This window comes from Lignipirellula cremea, assembly GCF_056501455.1.
This window is the reverse complement of sequence record NZ_CM151415.1, coordinates 3,226,004-3,243,644: the sequence shown is the minus strand read 5'-3', so window position 1 is coordinate 3,243,644 and position 17,641 is coordinate 3,226,004. Positions and strand designations below refer to the sequence as shown.

Here is a 17,641-nt window from a genome sequence, read left to right as displayed (position 1 = left end):
GCCGCACGCGGAAGAGCGCCAGGTCCTGAATCTCCGAGATCGATCGCGTGTCGCTCGACAGGACCAGGTAACCGACAGGAACGCTCCCTGTGTCGAACCGCATCACGAAGGGCGAGACCGTCCCGGGGGGCATGAAGGCCTGCGACCGGTTGACGTAGTTGATCGTCTCCGCCATCGCCTGCGCCATGTCGGTGCCGGGATGGAAGTAGAGCTTCATCAGCGCCGTTCCCTGCACGTTGCGGGATTCGACGTGATGGATGCCGCTGATGTAGAGGAAGTGGTACTCGTAGTAGTTGGTGAGGAAGCCTTCCATCTGCGCCGGGTCCATGCCGCCGTACGGCTGGCAGACGTAAATCACCGGCAGGTTCAGGCTCGGGAAGATATCGACTTCCATCCCCTTGGGCAGACCCTGGGGATACGGAATGCCGACCTGCTCGAAGAGCGGTTTCCCGATAGCGAGGAAGCTGGCGGCGGCGATCGCGAGGATCGCGACCATCACCGTAAAGGGCCGCCGGAGCGCGGAGACGATCAGATGCATGGAAGACCGGAGCGGACGTAGCGGTTAGGAAAGGCGGGGCGCAGCGACGAGCGAGTTTCGATCTTCCTCCGAATCGAAGCGCTTTCACCGAACGGAATCCCAGTACGATGCGGATCGAGTGCCTCCGCCGACTCGTCTCTCGCAGTTGCCTCCTGGCAGCGGCGGCATCGGTCGGCTGCTCCGCCACGCCTCGCCGCGACTGGGACGGACGACCGCCTGCCTCGACGGGTACCGCTTCGGCGGCGAAAGCGGAGCATCCCGCGATCGCCGACTGGAAGGCGATGATCGCGCGCAGCAAGGGCCGGACGCCGGTCGAGCAAGCGCACGAGGCAGGGACGCGCCTCGCGGAAACCGCCGGAGACGGATCGGTTGACCGTTCGGCGCCGGGAACCGCGACGTCGGTGCGAACGGTCGCTTTCGTCGCGACCGAACAAGCGAGGGCAGGCGGAGCAGCTTCGAGCGTCGACTCGACGGATGCTTCCGCGCGACTGCCGCTCGCTCCTCCTCTGCTGGAAGAATCCTCGTCGGCGGCCATCGCCGCGACGCCGCAGGGCGCCCCTTCGCTGGATTCGAGGCTTTCGGCTCCGCTGCAGAACGTTCCGTTCGGCAGCGCTGCCGCTCCCGTTTCGATCGATCTGGCGTCGGCTCTCGAAATCGCGGCAGGTCAGAATCCGGAGGTAGGCTTCGCGCGGCAACGGGTGAACGAGGCGTATGCCCGCGTCCGTCGCGCGGTAGTGATGTGGCTTCCCTCGATCCGTGCGGGCGCGAACTGGAATCATCACGACGGTCGCATTCAGGACGTCGCCGGCAACATGATCGAGACCAGCCGCAGTTCCGTCTACGGCGGTCTCGGCGCCCAGGCGGTCGGCGCCGGCTCGCCCGCTGTCCCCGGAGTCTCCGTCAACGTCGCCGTCCGCGACGCCGTCTTTCAGCCGCGCATCGCCGAGCAGACTATGTGCGCCCGGCGGTTCGAGAGCCGCGCTGTGGCGAACGACGTGCTGACGAACGCCGCAGTCGCCTACGTCGATCTGCTCGAAGCCCTTCAGACGGAAGCCGTCGCGCAGGAGACGCTCGGCCATGCGGAGCGCCTGGCCGAACTGACGGGATCCTTCGCCGAAGTCGGACAGGGTCTGCGCAGCGACGCCGACCGTGCGGACGCCGAACTCGCCGCGCGCCGGATCGAAGCCCGTCGTACCGCGGAGGGGTCTCGCGTCGCCGCGACCCGCCTCGCCAGGCTGCTCAGCGTCGATCCGACGACGCCCCTCGTGCCGATGGAGCCGACGCTCGTTCCGCTCGATCTGACGCCGCCGGGAACGTCGCCGCAGGAACTGGTCTCGATCGGTCTGTCGAACCGGCCCGAGCTTTCGCAGAACCGCTACCTCGTCGGCGAGGCGGTCGAGATCCTGCGTCGCGAACAGTACGCACCCCTGCTTCCGAGCGTTCTTCTCGGCGCCAGTTACGGCGGCAACGCGGGCGGACTGGGGAGCGACCTCGACAACTTCGGCGACCGCGTCGATCTCGACGCCGCCGCCTTCTGGGAGATCCGCAACCTCGGAGCCGGCGAACGCTGGGCTCAGAACGAAGCGAACTCGCGCGTCGAACAGGCGAAGTGGCGCCAGGTCCAACTGATGGATCAGGTCGCGTCGGAGATCGTCGAAGCCCACGCACAAGTGACCGAGCGCGTCGAACAGGTGGCACTCGCCCAGGACGGCGTCGAAGCGGCGAAGTCCTCCTACGACCGCAACGTCGTCCGCATCCAGGAGGCGCAAGGCCTGCCCATAGAGACCCTGCAGGCGCTTCAGGCGCTCGACGCCGCTCAGCGTCAGTACGCCCGCACCGTCGCCGACTACAACCGCGCCCAGTTCCGCCTCCACCGCGCCATCGGCTGGCCGGTGGAAGCGACCTGATCGCATCGGAAGACTGCGCAAGCAGCGATCGCACCCCGGCGGCAGGATAGCCGCGCTCCCTCGCGACGCGACCGAGTCAATTCCGCCGAAGCGAACAGCGGATGGGGCGGGATTCGACGCGACTGACGCAAGCGGCGATGGATTCGGATGTTGCGGAAACATCCTTATTTCGCGCGGTGCAAAATCCGGTGCAGTCGATGCGAAAGCCTTGCTTGAAGAAGGCAATGACGATCTGCGGGCGGTCGTCTCAGCATGGCCCGGATTGTGCCCAGCTGCGAAGCGAGAGATTCAAGCGATCGTCCGCCTGGCTGTGCCGAATGAGAACCGAAGCTAACAGCTTTGGCAGGGATCATCCACGCATTGGTTATCCGTCTTACCGTGATGACATTGCGTGAGACCGCGAGAGCATACCGCCCGAAATGTTCCGGGCTTGGAACCCGTTCTGGAGCAGGATGCGCGTCGCGTAGTAGGCGCGCCCACCGGAGCGACAGATGACGTGAATTTCCCGGTCGCGGGGGAGCTCTTCGAGACGGCGGCGAAGCTGCGGCAAGGGGATGTTGAGCGCCCCTGGAACCGACTCGACTTCTAGTTCCGAAGGATTGCGTACGTCGAGCACGAATGCGCCGTCTAGCGAACTCCAGTGGCTAATCGGCATGTCACTGCGGAGCACATTGGCCGCAACCATTCCGGCAAAGTTGACGGGGTCTTTTGCGCTGCCGAACGGCGGCGCATAGCACAACTCGGCCTCCTCTAGGTCGTAGATCGTCGCCTTCATCTGGATTGCCATGGCGAAGGCATCGATCCGTTTGGCGACGCCGTCTTCCGCGAGCGCCTGCGCGCCCAGAAGTAGCCCGTCGGATTTGCGAAACAGGACCTTGATCGCCATCATTTTGGCGTCCGGGTAGTATCCGGCGTGCGAGTTCGGATAGAGGTAGATCTTCTCGAAATCCGTGCCTCCGAGTTGCACCAAGGTCTTCTCGCTAGCGCCTGTCTGGCCGATCGCGGCCTCGAACACTTGGCAGATCGAAGTCCCCTGCGTGCCTCGATAGCGCGAATCGCGTCCGGCAATAACATCCGCCGCGATCCGTCCCTGCCGGTTAGCTGGGCCGGCGAGGGGGATCAGCGTCCACTCGCCGGTGACGTAGTCCTTTACCTCAACAGCGTCGCCCACGGCGAAGATGTCGGGATCGCTGGTCCGCATGTGTTCGTCGACGCGGATTCCCCCACGCGGGCCAATCTCGATCCCGGCGGGCTTCGCGAGCGCTGTCTCCGGCCGCACGCCGATCGCCAGAATCACGACGTCCGCAGGATGCGCCTTGCCGGAACTTGTAAGCACCTCCAGCGATCCATCGGCGACTTGTCGAAACCCGGCCACGCCGTCATTGAGTTCGAGTCGGACGCCGTGCTTGATCAGGTAGAACTCGACAAGCCGCGCCATCTCTGAATCTAGCGGAGGCATCACCTGTTTCAACTTCTCGATCAGTGTCACCTCCAGCCCGAGATGGGACAGGTTTTCCACCATCTCCAACCCGATGAACCCGCCTCCGACGACCACCGCGCGCTTCGGCTTGGTCACGACTTGTAAGCCCGTGTACGAGTCGAGCCCGGTCCGTGGCTCGGAACCTCGTTGCAGCCATTCGCGAATGATGCGAGCGTCCGGGACTGTCCTGACCGAAAAAATTCCTGGAAGGTCGATGCCGGGGAGCGGCGGGCGGATCGGGGCGGCGCCCGGGGACAGCACCAGTTTGTCGTAGGACTCGGTCGACACCTCGCCGGTCGCGACGTTGCGCAGATCGACGGTCTTATTCTTCGGCGAGATGGCGATCGCTTCGCAGCGAGTACGCACGATCACGCCGAACATGTCGCGAAATGTCTGCTCGGTCGCGACGAGCAGGCTGGACTCCTTCTCGATGACGCCTCCGACATGGTAGGGGAGTCCGCAGTTTGCATACGAGACGTACGGCCCGCGTTCCACCATCAGAATCTCGGCCTGTTCATCCAAACGACGCAGGCGCGCGGCACACGACGCTCCGCCAGCCACTCCGCCAACGATGATGACTTTCATGGGATGCTCCGGGTCGTCTGGACGACATGTTCAGGGGCTCGCACGCCTGGAGGGGGCTTTCTTCGTCCCCACGAGGGCTGCCAAACCGAGTGTCCCGACAGGGGGCAGTGCATGCCCGGCGCCGCGAATAGAACTACGATGCTGACGCCATCCAGCGCCTATTGCGCGGGCGGACACAGCGCCGCAGCACGACCTGGGGCATCTGAAACCACGGTCGTCAACGAGGCCCAATTCCAACGGAAAGTCTCGAGAATCAAGGGAATCTGAATCAGATTCTTTAACAGCCTGTCGCCTTTACGAGCGTGAAGCGCTCGATAGCGAAACTTCCGCGATCGCCGACTTCATATCAGAACTTTCAGCACGCGCTCAATCAGTTGGTCGACGGAGAAGGTCGTCAGCAAAAGCGGCGCGATCGGCAAAAGGGCAGGCACCGCGACGAATGCCACGTTCTTCATCGTGAACGGGACCGACTGGATACCCCGGACAGTCTCAAAGCTATTGTGCAGGTCGGCCAGTGACTGAATGTCCGGGCTGCCCAGCAGCGGTTCGTCGGTTACGCGGGGACAGCGCATCCACTTGCGATTGAACTCGCTTGCATAGACCTGTCCCAGCGCGCTGAATTCCTCTAATCCCTTGCGCCGGGCTGCCCATAGCTGCGGACAGAAGACCATCAGGGGTCCGAGTATAAGAAACACCAGCAGCGCCGCGGTGCCGAAGATCTCGACCTTGAAATCGAGCAGCTTCGCCCCGGTGTAAAAAAGCCTGTTGGCGAGCACCCCGGAAGCCATCGTCCCTGCTGCAAGCGACACGAAAACGAAAGCGCGGCTGGAGTGCGTGAGGAAGTGCAGTCCAGCAGCGCCGTCAGGATGAGTCGGTTCCAAGTTCAGCTCTGTGCGCGCCACTTGCCACAGGAATCGCGCCCAGATGAAGAACCTGAAAAACCATCGCAACACTAGAAACTGTAGTAAGGGCATGCTCACGAGGACAAACCACCAGCCAGCGTACGATAGCTGCATGCCTCCGTCCGCCGAGACGGAATACCAGCTGTTCACGTCGAGCGCAATGAGATCGCGCCAGACGAACGGAATGCCCACACCGTACACGAATATGATCAGCACGACCTCGACCACAATGGAATTACGTAGCCGATGAGCCGAATCAACGGCCGCTTCGAACTGGGACCGCCCTTCGTCGCGTATCAGGCCGTTTTCCACGAATCGGCGCACAATCGGGGGCAGCTTTCGGTGAACGATGACCTCCGCAAATATCAGCAGCGGCGCGGCGATCAATAGGCGCAGATTCGTTTCAATATCCTTCAGGAACGGCAAAGCGAGGCTGCTGTCCCATGCATGTCCTTCGAGAAGGGACAATGCCAGGAGGGGCGTCCACGTCAGCGCGACCAACACGAGCACGCGCCGCCAAGCCAACTCCATCGCATCCCCGGACAGCCGCCCGCGACGAACAAGTTGGTAAAGTGGTCCGCCGGCCACAAGGGAGAAGTCAGTCGACGTGTGAAGCGACGTCACGTCTGAGTCTTTCCATGTTTCCGATAGACCCGCGCGCATCGTTCACCTATCGCTCGCGCCGTCTCAGCCGTTCAAACCTCGGCGTCTCGCTCATACGACACGGAGCGGACGGAAATCTTCCAAGCGGTCGACGCATGATCGAGCCGAATGACTATTCACTTTCGAGAATCTTCAGGATCGCGTTATAGCCTCCGCCGTTGACTGCTTTGAAGCCTGCAGCCTCCAGAACCTTCTGGGCCATGCCGGCTCTAGCGCCCGTACCGCAATAAAGGACGATGACCCGGTCACGCGGCAGTTCATCCAGATGTCGCCTAAGCGTAAACAGGGAAATATGCGTCGCGCCAGGAGCGATGCCCATCTTCGCCTCCAGCTTCGTTCGGACGTCGACTAAGAGCGCACCGCTTTCTAGTAGCGTCGCCACTTCTTCCGGGGGCAGGTTTGTGCTCGCCAGAGAATCGTGTTTTTCCCTTAGCTTACGTAGCGCCACCTAGTCTCTCCTCTTAGACACTGACCTGGACTTGCGGTTGAACCGCGTTGGACTTCCGCAGCTCAACGTTGACGGAGCTTATGGCGATTCACTTCGGAACCCTTAGCGTGGTACTTGTTTGGCATCTGAATCCGACGGGGCAGTCGCTTTTGGTCCAGACCGTAGTTCTTCCATCCCGACTTTGGAATCGAACTTGGCCAGTTGGGTTAGCAGCAGCGCCAGAGGCGACGCGGCCGCAGCCACCGCGGCTTCGACGGAGTTGCCGTCCTTCCCTTTGCCGGTAGCACCGGTCAAGAACGCATCCACCGTGTTGCCAGTCAAGTTGGTCAGCGTGATGAACCGCACGTATGCCAGGATCTCGGCCACCTCCGCATCGCTATAGTGCTGACGCAGGTTCTCGATCGACTCTGGATCGAACTGGTCAAGCTGCTCCGCGTAGTGCTGTGCAAACAGGATCGCCGCAGCCTCGCTGGGATTCTTGGCCTCCAATGACTCGGCCTGGTGGCCGAGGATCTGGTTGACCTCCTCCAGCGGCACTCCCTGAGCCATCGCCCAATGGGTATGTCCCCATTTGCAGTAGCGACAGTCGTTGATCGAGCTCACTGCGAGGAACAGCTTCTCTCTCAGAGCCCCGGCGATTTTCGGATGAAGCGTCGCTTCGAACAGAACCGGGCTCGAAGCTACGACCTCCGCAACCGTCCTGAAAATATTTTCGGCGGTGAGCGTCCGCTTCACTTTGGCGAAGGGAGTTGGCGGCGCGAGCGACTTGCTCTTCGTCGGTGAGTCACCGGCGGCGGTCGTCGCTTCTCGTTTCTGCGGCGATGGGGAATCGGCGGAACTTTGTTCGCTGATCTGGTCAGGAGATTTCGTGCTCATCGCCGCACCTTCTTTCGCGTCTTGGTCAGTCACTAGGGTCTTTCGGAGTCGGCTTCTTCGAGGATGACTTTCTCGGGATCAATGCTGTAGACCCATGGAGCTGAGTTCTTCCAGCCGTTCTTCATCCGCTTTCCGTTAAAGACGCTCCCGGAATCCTGAACGAGATCCCCTTCCACTCCGTCGACAATGTTGTAGGACCGCGTGAATCCAGCTTCCGCAAGCTGGTTCACGGCCATTGCACTTCGGCCGCCGGAGCGGCATGTAAGCAGCAGAACATCGGTCGGCTCGGCGACCTCTTTGACCAGAGCCACAAAGGCCTTGTTGGGTTCTGCTTTGTACTCGAACCTGCGATCCTTTCGCTGATACGAAACGAACGCAATGGGGATGTTCCAAGCCATCTCGGGGTGTCCGACAAACGCAAACTCCTCCGGGGTCCGCACGTCGATGACTTTGATTTTGTCAGGTGCCGCCTTCCACATTTCGTATGCCTGCGCCGCAGTCATATAGAGACCGAGAGTCGTCTGCTTTGCCTTCGGAAGCTGGCTGGCATCGACTGCACCTACGGGACCGTCGGCGGCAGCTGGATTATCTACCTGAGCGCTAACAGAGCTTGCCGCAGAGGCAATGAGAATCCCGGCTACGAGGAACGATGTCGAGATTCTGGTGCAACCGGCTAGGTTTAACATCACGAGTCCCCCTTCGCTCACTGATTCTCTATCTACGGCACGTAGTTGGCGCTGGTGTCTTTGCCGTAGCCGCATCCCTGGTAGGTGCAATGCAGTTCGTCGCGGAGGATGGCCGCCCAGCCGTCGCAGCGGTCCGTGTTGAGCGACAGCTCCTTGGTCAGCACCTTGGTCTCGAAGACCCAACCGTTGGGCAGCCCCTTCAGCTTGCTGCCCACCTGGTCCAGGTTTTCGAGCGTCAGGCTCGGGTCGACGTCCTTCGTGTACTCCTGCATCACCCACACCGTGCCGTTCGGCTCGCGAAGCAGGTGCACCGGCTTGCCGGCGTGCCAGACCCAGTTGGTGTTGCGGTAGATCAGATTGGGCGCATACGGCGTCTGCATCTGGGCCGTCATCTCGGCCCCGGTCATCTCGCCGCCGTAGAGCAGATTGACGCCATCGAAGTTCACGACGTCACCGCCCTGGACATCCTGCTCGTCCATCAGCCAGTAGCGGCCACCGTTGACCATGCACATGTCGACCTCGAACTGCTTGGCCAGTCGGGTCCCGTCCATCTTCTTGTGGCTATCTACGGTGATCTCGTCGAGATTGGCCGCCGTGTAGACATGGGCCCGCATGGTCGGGCCGACGCCGACGAAGGCGCCGAGCCCGCAGAAGGGCCGTCCGCGCGTGTTCTTGGCGGTGCGGCGATCGCCGTGCAATTCGATTCTGAGTTTCATCGGAGTTCTCCATTCTTTGGGCGTGTTGCCGCCCGGGCGGGTTGGGGTGGTATCTGCCGGCTTCGGGCAGCTACCGCATCGGCACCTACTTCTTCGCCTGCTTCGCGAAATGCTCTTGGATCACCTTGGCTTGAGCAGCCAACCCGCCGGCGGTGCTGAACTGGAGGATCTCGGCCCCTTCTTTCGACTTGAAGTTGTGCGGGGCTGGCCAATAGCAGCATTCCCCAGCGGTGCATACGTCGATGGTCCCGTCGACGTAGATGACCTCGAGCGTGCCCTTCAAAACGTAGGCCCAGTGTTCGACTCCGCACAGATCGTGCGCTAACCCCTTCCCCTTCAGAATTTCTGTGAAGTCGGTACCCGGGGCAAAGACGTGGTAGGCGCACTGCATGCCGCCCCAGTTCTCCTCCCAGATCTTGAGGCCCGGGGTGTTTTGTGTGACGATGTCGTCCACCGGGTGCATCTCCATCAATTTCTTGTGCATTCGATGACTCCGTCTTGTGCCGAAACGAATACGCGGCGAAGGCGATTTGTTCAAAGCCAGGACCGGTCGCCTGGACAGAGTTGGCGCCGTGGCGGGCAGCTCGTTTGCCCAGAAGCCGCCATTGTGGAAATGGCGGAGGGAGACTGCCATTCGCAAAACTACGACAGGGGCATTGCGCTTTGCGCAACGCGCCGTCGTGCACGAGGTCGCGTCTGAAGCGGGTTACTCGATCGAGATGATCCCGGTGCGAATGGCGAACTGGACCAGTTCGGCCGTGCTCTGCAGGCCCAGCGACTCCAGGATGCGGGCCTTGTGAGCTTCCGCCGTCCGGACGGAAATCTGCAGCGCGGCCGCGATTCCCTTCGCGGAACGCCCTTCAGCAATGAGCTGCAGCACTTCGCGCTGACGCGCCGTGAGTCGCGTCGCCGAATCGCTCGATCGCGCTTCGCCTTCGCGATAGGACTGCAGCAGTTCCCCGGCGAGCAAGGGGGTGATATAGGTCTTCCCTTGGAGCGCCTCACGAATGGCGGTCACCAGCTCCGAAGAGACGGAATGCTTGAGCACGTAACCTGCTGCCCCGGCTTCGAGGGCACGACGTGCGTATGCGACGTCGCGGTGCATGGTTAGAAAAACGACCTTGGCTGACAGGCCCGCCGATCGCACCAGCGCAGCAGCCTCGATGCCGTTGAGCGATGCCATGCTGATGTCGGTCACGATCACTTCAGGTCGAAGCTCTCTAGCCGCGGCGATCAGTTCGCGGCCATCGGAGACGACCGCCACGACCTCGAACTCAGGTTCGAGAAGGCTGCGGATACCCTCGGCGAGAATTTGATGGTCATCAGCGATCAAGACGCGTGATCGGCTCATCGAACGCATTCCGTCAAGGGCGCGCGCACCTCGACTGTCGTTCCTCGACCAACAGCCGAAACTACCGAGATGTGTCCCTGAACTAACGCCACGCGTTCCGCCATGCTGGAGAGGCCCAGGCCGGGTTGATTGCGCTCATTCTCCGGGTCAAAACCGACGCCATGATCCTCGATTCGCAAGACGATGTCCGATCCTACGACATTCAGCGTTACGATCACTTCGGCGGCAGCCGCGTGCTTCGCTACATTTCTGAGAGCTTCCTGCGCCACTCGATAGAGACATAGAGCCGCTTCAGTCGGCACGGGCGTCGGCAGTTCGTCCGGGCAGTAATAGACCTCAATCTCTTCGCGCCGCGCGAATGCTGCACACTCCGAACGAAGGGCCTCGACCAGGCCCAGATCATCCAAAATGGAGGGGTGCAGCTGACGTGAGAGGGAATGCATGTCTTCGGACAGCGCCATCAACTGATGCTGAATGCCGTGGAGTATTGTCAAGCCTATCTCTGGAGCATCGAAGTGCCGCTCAAGTTTGGCTGCTTCGATCCCCAAACTCGCTAGCCGCTGCGTCCAGTCATCGTGCATCTCTCGGGCGATCCGGCGGCGTTCCTCTTCTTGGGCATGCAGGAGCCGTGCTGCCAGCTGCCGAAGCCCCTCCTCACTCTGTCGGAGCGAAACCTCTTTGGCACATATCGCTTCATCGGCGCGTTTTCGTGCCAGGGCATTGGTGAAGATGTCGCCCACCAGACGAATACGGCTCAGCAGTTCGTCCGGCCACGTCAGTTTCGTTCGGAAGCTTGCGAGGCCGATCGCGCCGACGACAGATCCCATCACGGTGAGGGGAATGGTCAGGCTGGATTTCAATCCCGATTGAGCCATGTACTCTCGCTCCAGGACCGCGCCAGGGGGCAAGTCTTCTGGCAAGCGGACGACCGTCCCTTGGCGGACCATCCTGGCGTACGTGGGAAACTGCGCCTGCAAAACGAGGCCCAAACAGGTGGGGACGGTCGGCAGTTGGTACGAATGCGTCACTACGAATTGCTTGCCGTCTGCCGACACCTCGCCGAAACCGCAGCGGTCGATCCCGAGCACTTCCACGATCCGTCGCAAGCCCCCTTCGATCTGTGAATCGACCTCGCCCGCCGGAACGTTGACGAACCGAGTCGAGAGTTCCGTCAGCAGGGTTTCGAACTCCAGACGCCGCTGAGTTTCCCGGGCCAATGGGCATCCCGCGCCCTCCAGCGTCTGGCACAAGTCCAAGTTCAATCGTTCGGCGCTTGGAAGCATCGACGAGACGGGACAAGTTACGTCAGAAGCCGGATGTTTTAACGAGCCGCTGCCATGGGTGGGCTCTTCGGATACTGCGAACTCGTTCATCGTGTCCGGCCTCTTTGCCAGTTTCGTGTTAGCCCTGATTCTAGTGGTCGCGAAACTGGCCGATAGCCGCAAAGGGGTTCTCTTTATCCAGATCGAGTCCATCCCGTTTCGATTGCTCAAATGGCGCTCCGAAGGCACCACTTCGAGCAAGAAGGGGGCAGGTCCCCACCAGCACGCTCCCCTAATGCCACCTGCAGAGCCGAGAGCCTGCCTACTGAAACTCGGGCCGGGTCCTTCCGACGGGGCACCGGTCTATAAGCACAGCTCCGATGCAGCTGAAGCGTTGCGAAGTTTAGTGCAAGTGGCCCGCGAGCTTCGTTCTGCGAAACAACGGCGCCTCTGTCTCCCCGATCGCCGTCAGGAAAACGCGGGGTGCTTCCCGACTATTCGCTCTCTTCGCCGAATCCGAGCGAGGGCTGGCGCTTGTCGGCGCGTTTCTTCGTCGTCGGCTTCGGCCTTTCGTAGGCGCCGGCGGCGCGGAGTTCGTCGTCGGTGATCGTCGGTCCGGCGCAGATGCGATCAAGCAGGTCGGCTTGCCGCGGCTCCAGTTCGACGAGTCGCCCGAGAACGTTGATGACGTTCAGAAGCTCCGTCGTGTATTCCGGGAGCCAATGGTCGGGCTGAATGTCGCCGAGCGGCGACGGCGGGCGACGGTCGCCCATGATCGGCCGCGTCCGGTCCTTTTTGCGATAGCTGAACCACTGGCGAAGGATCTGCTTACCCGAGACGTCGTAACTCCAGACTTCGGGCGGGACGTTCTCGATATAGCCCGAGCCGACGATCAGGCGACGCTGCGCCGCGTCGTATTCCATCACGTCGGGAAAGGCTTCCGGCGTCTGTGGTATGGCCCCGTCCTTCGGAATGCGGGGCGGCGTCTCCAGGCGGGGCGCCTTCGCCGGACGGCCTGCCTTCGCATCGACGAAGCGCTCGCCGAACGTCTGAAGCCAAATGACTTCGCTGCCGAGTTTCACGGCTTCGGCGAATAACTGCGCGTCCTTCGTCAGCGGAATTCGCAGACCGGGTTGCGAAAGATCGTCGGCGAATCGTTTCGTGTAAGCCGGATGCGCGGCGACCGCGGCGACATAGGCGGTCAGCGCTTCGGCGTTCGCGATCTTGCCGACGACGTTGCGAAGTTCCGCGAGCAGCGCCGGCGACACGTTCGGCGACAACGCGTCGTCAGAATAGAGCGGAAAAACACGGCCGCCGAACGATCCTTTGTAGTGATGGACGTCGGGAACGTACCCAGTGAATGAGCAGGCCGGGCCTGACGACGGCGAGTGCTGTATGAAGGCTGTCAGGTAGACCTGCTTGTCCGAGCGACTACGCCAGAGTTCGGGATTTGCTTGGTTGATGACTCGGGCATCTGGAATGATCCACTGGCGATCGAACGATCGGTATCCGAAAGGGATAGGTGGCAAGCATTCACAAGCCTCCTGCGCAATCGACTGAGGGCGAGGCGGAAAACCAGGAAGAGGCGTGGATACAACTTTGTGCGCGTGTTTATCGCCTGGCTCGCCGTCCCGAAGGTGCGGATGAAACAACAGTTCCTTTCGCCCGATTGGAGCGGCAATCAGCTGTTTCCAACGTTCGACGAGTGATTCCGGGTCCGGGGAGGTCGGCCAAGTCCGCCCGGCCATTACGCCGGTACCGTTGTAGAGAAACAAGCTCTCAAGTGCAGGGAATGAGGCCCAATCGCCTGTTCGCTTCGGTAAGAACGGCGCCCGCCAATCGCTGGAACAGGTTTCCCAGTTCTTCCCGGTCAGCCGGAGTTTCTTCAGCGCCGCGAACTTCGCCTCGCGTTTCCCCTTGGGGAGCGCCTGAAATCGTACGGTCGCGGGTTTGTCGGGCGACGCCTTGGCCGATTTCGCCGCGAGAACGATGCAGACGGACTGTTGTACGCCCTGAAAGATCCGCGTCGGCACGTCGGGCTGATGGCCCTCCGGCGAGCAGTCGATGACCCAAATGTCGCTACAGGTCCGCCGCAGATAGTCCCGCATCCGCTGAAAACCGGGGCCGTTCAGAAAGCCGGCGACGGTGATGAAACAGACGATGCCTTCCGGTCCCGCGGTGCGGTGGTCGAATACCTTCCACGTCGCCCAGCGCCAGAAGTAGACGTACAGGTTCCGCAGATGCCTTGAGTGCGCGCCGACGCCCCATTCCTTCGGCGGTTGCCACGCGTCGAGCGGAACTTCGCCCCCCTGCCGTCCGCTTTCGATCCATCCCCCGCTTCCCCCTGCCCTATCCTTATAGGGCGGGTTTCCGATGACGACGGTGATCCGTTCCTCGCGTTTGACTCTCGCGGCCTGGAGCCGCGAATCGGCGATGCTTTTGAGCATCTGCGGCAGGTAGACGTCTTCTACGTCCGGGTCCGCGAGCGTATCGGTTACGAACATCCGGACGGAATGCTGCGGCGTCTGGCCCGATAGGTCGACAAGCTCCGCGAGGATGCGTAGCTGCGCGACGGCGAACGGCCCGAGCTGCATCTCGAAAGCGACGATTCGCTGAACCGCGGCGTCGAGTTGGCCGGCGACGGCGCCTTCGCCTTCGTCGGCGGCGACCCGTTCCGCGATGCGGCGGAGCAGACCGAGAACGAAGGTTCCCGTTCCGACGGCGGGATCGGCGACGGTGACCGCGGGAGACGCGAGGCCCGCGGGCTGTCCGAAGCGGTCCTGGATCGCTTCGTCGACAAGCCGAACCATCGATTCGACGACTTCCGGCGGGGTGTAATACGATCCAGTCAGCTTGCGAAGCTTGCTGTCGTAAACCTCCAGAAAGTCTTCATAGAAGTAGAGCCACGCGTCGGCGTCGCCCTTGCTGATCGTCTGCCAGTCGACGACGTCGAGAACTCGCGTCAGCGTGCCGAGCGAAGTCTCCAGCGTCCGCTGGTTTTCGGCTTCGTCAGTAAGCAGGCGGAGCGCCGCGCCGATCAGCGAATTCGACTTGCCGAGTTCCTTCGCGACGCGATCCATGCCGTCGGCGAGACGGATGCCGCGAGCGCGGGCCATAAGCAGACCGAACGTCACGGCCTGCGCATAGCCGTTCGCGAACTCGGCATCATTGGCTTCGGGAAAGAGCAGCTTTCGCCAGTCATGCGCGAGGCCGGTCAGCGCTTCGCTGCCGAGCGCCAGCTGCTCCGTCACTTCGTCGCGAAGCAGGCGGCAGAGACGGGCGCTCTGCTCGGCAAGCTGTTTGGCGTTGCGGGGCGGGATCGGTTGCCAGCGGAGAAAGTCGTCGAGCAGGCGGAGCAGGCTCGGCGGGGCCGATAGTGCGTCGCCGGACGATTCGACGTCGCCCTCCAGGCGGACGATCGACTCGACGAGTTCGCCGCCGCGCCAGACGCTGAACGCGTTCCCGTCGGTGTAGAGCAGGTTCGGGAGCGACTTCAGCTTGTCCCACTGCTCGCGGTCGTGGCCCTTGAACTTGCGGGGATCGGCGCCCTTCCCGGGCGCCTTCACTTCGATAAAGCCGACGAGCGCGTTCCGTTGCGTTACGGCGTAGTCGGGACGCGTCTTCAGGTCGGAAAGCGACGACTCGCCGACGAGCGATACCTGCTCCGATGCGAAGCCGATCAGTTCAGCGACGTCGCCGACAAGCGTTTCGAGCGGCGCCCGCAACTGATCTTCCGGTTCGCCGCACGCGGCGGCGTTGGAAAGCTTCGCCTTCGCCTGGCGCCCGAACTCCGAAACGATCGAATCGAGCGACTTCGGCATTCCCTGCTTCGTCACGGCTCACCTATTCCAAGCAACGGTAAACGACCGGCAGCGACACCCCGATCCGCACGTTGCCCGGGCGCCGGGTCCAAGCATATCTACCGTCGCAAGGGGAAGGTACGCGCAGGATTGCCTTGAGCCTCTTTTATGCCGTGTCGTTTTGTGGCGTAACCGCTACGGCACGGACATCAGGACGGACGTCGCGCCGGTTCGCCGGCGGCCACGGCAACCTGGGAGATCGCTCGCTCGAAAGCGGTCGGCGGGCGCTTCTCGATCGCGAGGTGCGGCTCTCTCCGGACGAGTTCCTCGTACTGCTCGTGGATCTTGGCGAATCGCCGCTCCCGCCGTTCGTACTCGTGCGCTTCCTGCGCCGAACGGTAGGACAGGTCGAGGCAGAGCCGGCAGGCGAACTTCGACGTTTGCCGCGCCTCGTCCTCGTGCGGCAGATAGAGCTTCTGGACGCGGCGACCGCAGTCGCAGACGAGCCACGTTCGCGTTCCGCCCAGGTGCGGATTCGTCTCCGCGATGCCGACCGTTTGCACCTGCGGCACGGTCCGGGCCGAAGGGTAGGCGATGAACCGCTGCAGCACGAACTGCGGTCCCGCCTTCGCGTCGACGCGACGGCAGCGAAAAGCGAGCGTCACGGGAGTTACGAAGTGCGTCCGATGCTTCGCCCTGAACGCGATCCGCCGCGAATCATTTGAGGGAAGAGCGTCAACGTCAGCGCCGGCGAAGTCCTTCGGCGCGAGTACCCAGCACTCTTCCACCCGCGTTTTGCGGCCTTTCATGCGTCGCCCTCCCTGGCGAAGTCTCGTGAGGCTGCCAAAAACAATTGGTTCGTCGCCATTTCTGTGCGACCGAGCGCCTGTGCCTCTCTAGCTTACCGACTTTCCCTCAGCGAGCGCGAGCAGATTCAGCGTCGCCTGCATCGCCTGGAGCGCTCGCGGGGAACCGGGACGTTCAGTCGCGACCTGCAGGACGTAGTCGTGCCACGCGCGAGCTAGTCCGTCTACTCCGCCGTAGGCGTCGAGCATCGCTTTGCAGACGACGGCGGCCCGGTCGAGGCTCTGCGCCCGATCCAGGGTCGTGACGAACTGCCCCACCTTCGCCGCTCGCCTGCGGCTACGGTACTCCCGCATGTAGGCGTTGTAGCATTCGCGACAGCGACCGTCGCGGATCGTCGTATTCGCTGCCCGGAGCCGGAACTCGGTCAGCGGAAGTCGTTCGCCGCACCGGCTGAAGGTGCGCGCGGGGAGATCGGTACGGACGACGGTTTTGCAGGTAAAAACCGCGCGGAGCGGGCGATCCATCGTTAAGCTCTTTGCGTAGGAAATGGTGAGGAAACGCCGTCCGTGCCTGCCTTTATGGCCGTTCCAGACTGCCCTGCATTACGTCGGCGAATTACGTGCCGGCAGTCGCTGTCCTCCCGTGTCACGCCTCGTTCCCAGCCTGAGGACTGCGGTTCTCCGTTCTCGCAATTCCCACAATCAGGGAGCGACAGGCTATGGGACACGTATTGCTCGGTCCGCTGCCGCGGACGCGTAAATGGCAGGAAGTCGTCGGTCTGATCGGCGCCGGCGCAGGGGCGGGACAGGTCGCCGCAGCGACCATTCGGGCGGCGGAGAAAGGACTCGCCAAAGCCGCGAACGACGCAGGAGTCGTCGAAGCGTTCTGGCTGATGATCCAGATTCCGCTCGCGGCCCGAAAAGAGGACTTCGCAAGCGCCTTACGCGACTGCGAACTTCGGATCGGCGAACGGCCTTCGCTGATGGAGATCGTCGGAGCGGTCAGCGAACGGCTCGACACGACGCGAATCGAGACGAGGAGCCGCACGGTTCTCGGCGAGATGGCGCAGGCGGCCGCTGCCGAGACGCTCACTGCATACATGGGCGCCCGAACGCAGTCGCTGTTCGGGACGACGCCGGAGGACGTCCAGCGGCACTTCGCCGACTGTTCGACTGTGAAAGAGTTCGGCCTGCTTGCGAAGGCGTTCTACGGGCGGTTCTTCTACCGCGCCCTCAGCTACTTTCTAAGCAAGACGCTCCCAGAGCACGTCGGCGAAGGGAAGCGCTTCGCGAGTCTCCTGCAACAGCGATCGTTCACCGACGCACTGGATCGCCACTGCCGCGAAGCGTCGACCATCGTCGAACGGTACTCAGGTCGCTGGAAATCGAAGCGAAACTGGGAGACGGACGGAGCGATTACGCGCGAGGACACGAAGCGGTTCGTCGGTTACGGAATGAAGAAGCTGCTCGCCGAGCTGGAAGAGGGGGCGAGCGCCGATGGCCGGTGAACGCGTCATTCTATGCGGGGGCGTCAGCGATCGACGGCTTCCAGCCCGAACTCGCGAGCCGTTGCGGCTCCGAATGTGGGGCGACCACGCGAACGTAAATCTCAGAATCGAGC

At 62.3% G+C, this 17,641-nt stretch carries 14 protein-coding genes and 1 pseudogene; 2 read left to right on the top strand and 13 right to left on the bottom strand.

Annotated features, from left to right (window positions below):
• Positions 1–31: 31 nt before the first annotated feature.
• Positions 32–394, bottom strand: a pseudogene (locus tag SH602x_RS12775) (efflux RND transporter permease subunit); the annotation flags it as partial.
• Positions 395–645: 251 nt separating this feature from the next.
• On the opposite strand from SH602x_RS12775, the gene SH602x_RS12770 reads away from it, so the two are divergent.
• Complete coding sequence (locus SH602x_RS12770; RefSeq protein WP_479472675.1) at positions 646–2,445, top strand: TolC family protein; 1,800 nt, start codon at positions 646–648, stop codon at positions 2,443–2,445.
• A gap of 373 nt (positions 2,446–2,818) precedes the next feature.
• On the opposite strand, the gene SH602x_RS12765 is transcribed toward SH602x_RS12770, so the two are convergent.
• From SH602x_RS12765 to SH602x_RS12710, 12 genes are all read right to left on the bottom strand, one after another.
• Positions 2,819–4,510 carry an FAD-dependent oxidoreductase gene (locus tag SH602x_RS12765; protein WP_479472674.1) on the bottom strand — a complete coding sequence of 564 codons (1,692 nt, stop codon included), beginning with the start codon at positions 4,508–4,510 and terminating at the stop codon, positions 2,819–2,821.
• Positions 4,511–4,851: 341 nt separating this feature from the next.
• The gene (locus SH602x_RS12760; RefSeq protein ID WP_479472673.1) at positions 4,852–6,036 is read right to left on the bottom strand and encodes a hypothetical protein; all 1,185 of its coding nucleotides are present in this window, start codon (positions 6,034–6,036) and stop codon (positions 4,852–4,854) included.
• Positions 6,037–6,187: 151 nt separating this feature from the next.
• A complete protein-coding gene (locus SH602x_RS12755; protein WP_479472672.1) occupies positions 6,188–6,523 on the bottom strand; it encodes a rhodanese-like domain-containing protein in 336 nt (111 codons plus the stop codon).
• 102 nt (positions 6,524–6,625) lie between these two features.
• Entirely contained in the window at positions 6,626–7,432 is an 807-nt protein-coding gene (locus SH602x_RS12750; RefSeq protein WP_479472671.1) for a carboxymuconolactone decarboxylase family protein, read from the bottom strand.
• Positions 7,432–8,085: a rhodanese-like domain-containing protein gene (locus tag SH602x_RS12745; RefSeq protein WP_479472670.1), complete on the bottom strand. Its 654-nt coding sequence runs from the start codon at positions 8,083–8,085 to the stop codon at positions 7,432–7,434. The genes SH602x_RS12750 and SH602x_RS12745 overlap by 1 nt, the downstream gene beginning before the upstream one ends.
• Before the next feature lie 32 nt (positions 8,086–8,117).
• On the bottom strand, positions 8,118–8,801 hold the full coding sequence (locus SH602x_RS12740) for a hypothetical protein (RefSeq protein ID WP_479472669.1): 684 nt from the start codon (positions 8,799–8,801) through the stop codon (positions 8,118–8,120).
• A gap of 85 nt (positions 8,802–8,886) precedes the next feature.
• Positions 8,887–9,285 carry a cupin domain-containing protein gene (locus SH602x_RS12735; protein ID WP_479472668.1) on the bottom strand — a complete coding sequence of 133 codons (399 nt, stop codon included), beginning with the start codon at positions 9,283–9,285 and terminating at the stop codon, positions 8,887–8,889.
• Positions 9,286–9,507: 222 nt separating this feature from the next.
• The gene (locus SH602x_RS12730) at positions 9,508–10,152 is read right to left on the bottom strand and encodes a response regulator (protein ID WP_479472667.1); all 645 of its coding nucleotides are present in this window, start codon (positions 10,150–10,152) and stop codon (positions 9,508–9,510) included.
• The gene (locus tag SH602x_RS12725) at positions 10,149–11,525 is read right to left on the bottom strand and encodes a GAF domain-containing sensor histidine kinase (protein WP_479472666.1); all 1,377 of its coding nucleotides are present in this window, start codon (positions 11,523–11,525) and stop codon (positions 10,149–10,151) included. The genes SH602x_RS12730 and SH602x_RS12725 overlap by 4 nt, the downstream gene beginning before the upstream one ends.
• Before the next feature lie 383 nt (positions 11,526–11,908).
• Positions 11,909–15,235 carry a type ISP restriction/modification enzyme gene (locus SH602x_RS12720; protein ID WP_479472665.1) on the bottom strand — a complete coding sequence of 1,109 codons (3,327 nt, stop codon included), beginning with the start codon at positions 15,233–15,235 and terminating at the stop codon, positions 11,909–11,911.
• A 188-nt stretch (positions 15,236–15,423) separates the two neighbouring features.
• Positions 15,424–16,023, bottom strand: a complete 600-nt coding sequence (locus SH602x_RS12715) for a hypothetical protein (protein ID WP_479472664.1) — start codon at positions 16,021–16,023, stop codon at positions 15,424–15,426.
• A gap of 87 nt (positions 16,024–16,110) precedes the next feature.
• A complete protein-coding gene (locus SH602x_RS12710; RefSeq protein WP_479472663.1) occupies positions 16,111–16,545 on the bottom strand; it encodes a hypothetical protein in 435 nt (144 codons plus the stop codon).
• A gap of 194 nt (positions 16,546–16,739) precedes the next feature.
• On the opposite strand from SH602x_RS12710, the gene SH602x_RS12705 reads away from it, so the two are divergent.
• On the top strand, positions 16,740–17,528 hold the full coding sequence (locus SH602x_RS12705) for an RNA-binding protein (RefSeq protein WP_479472662.1): 789 nt from the start codon (positions 16,740–16,742) through the stop codon (positions 17,526–17,528).
• Positions 17,529–17,641 lie beyond the last annotated feature (113 nt).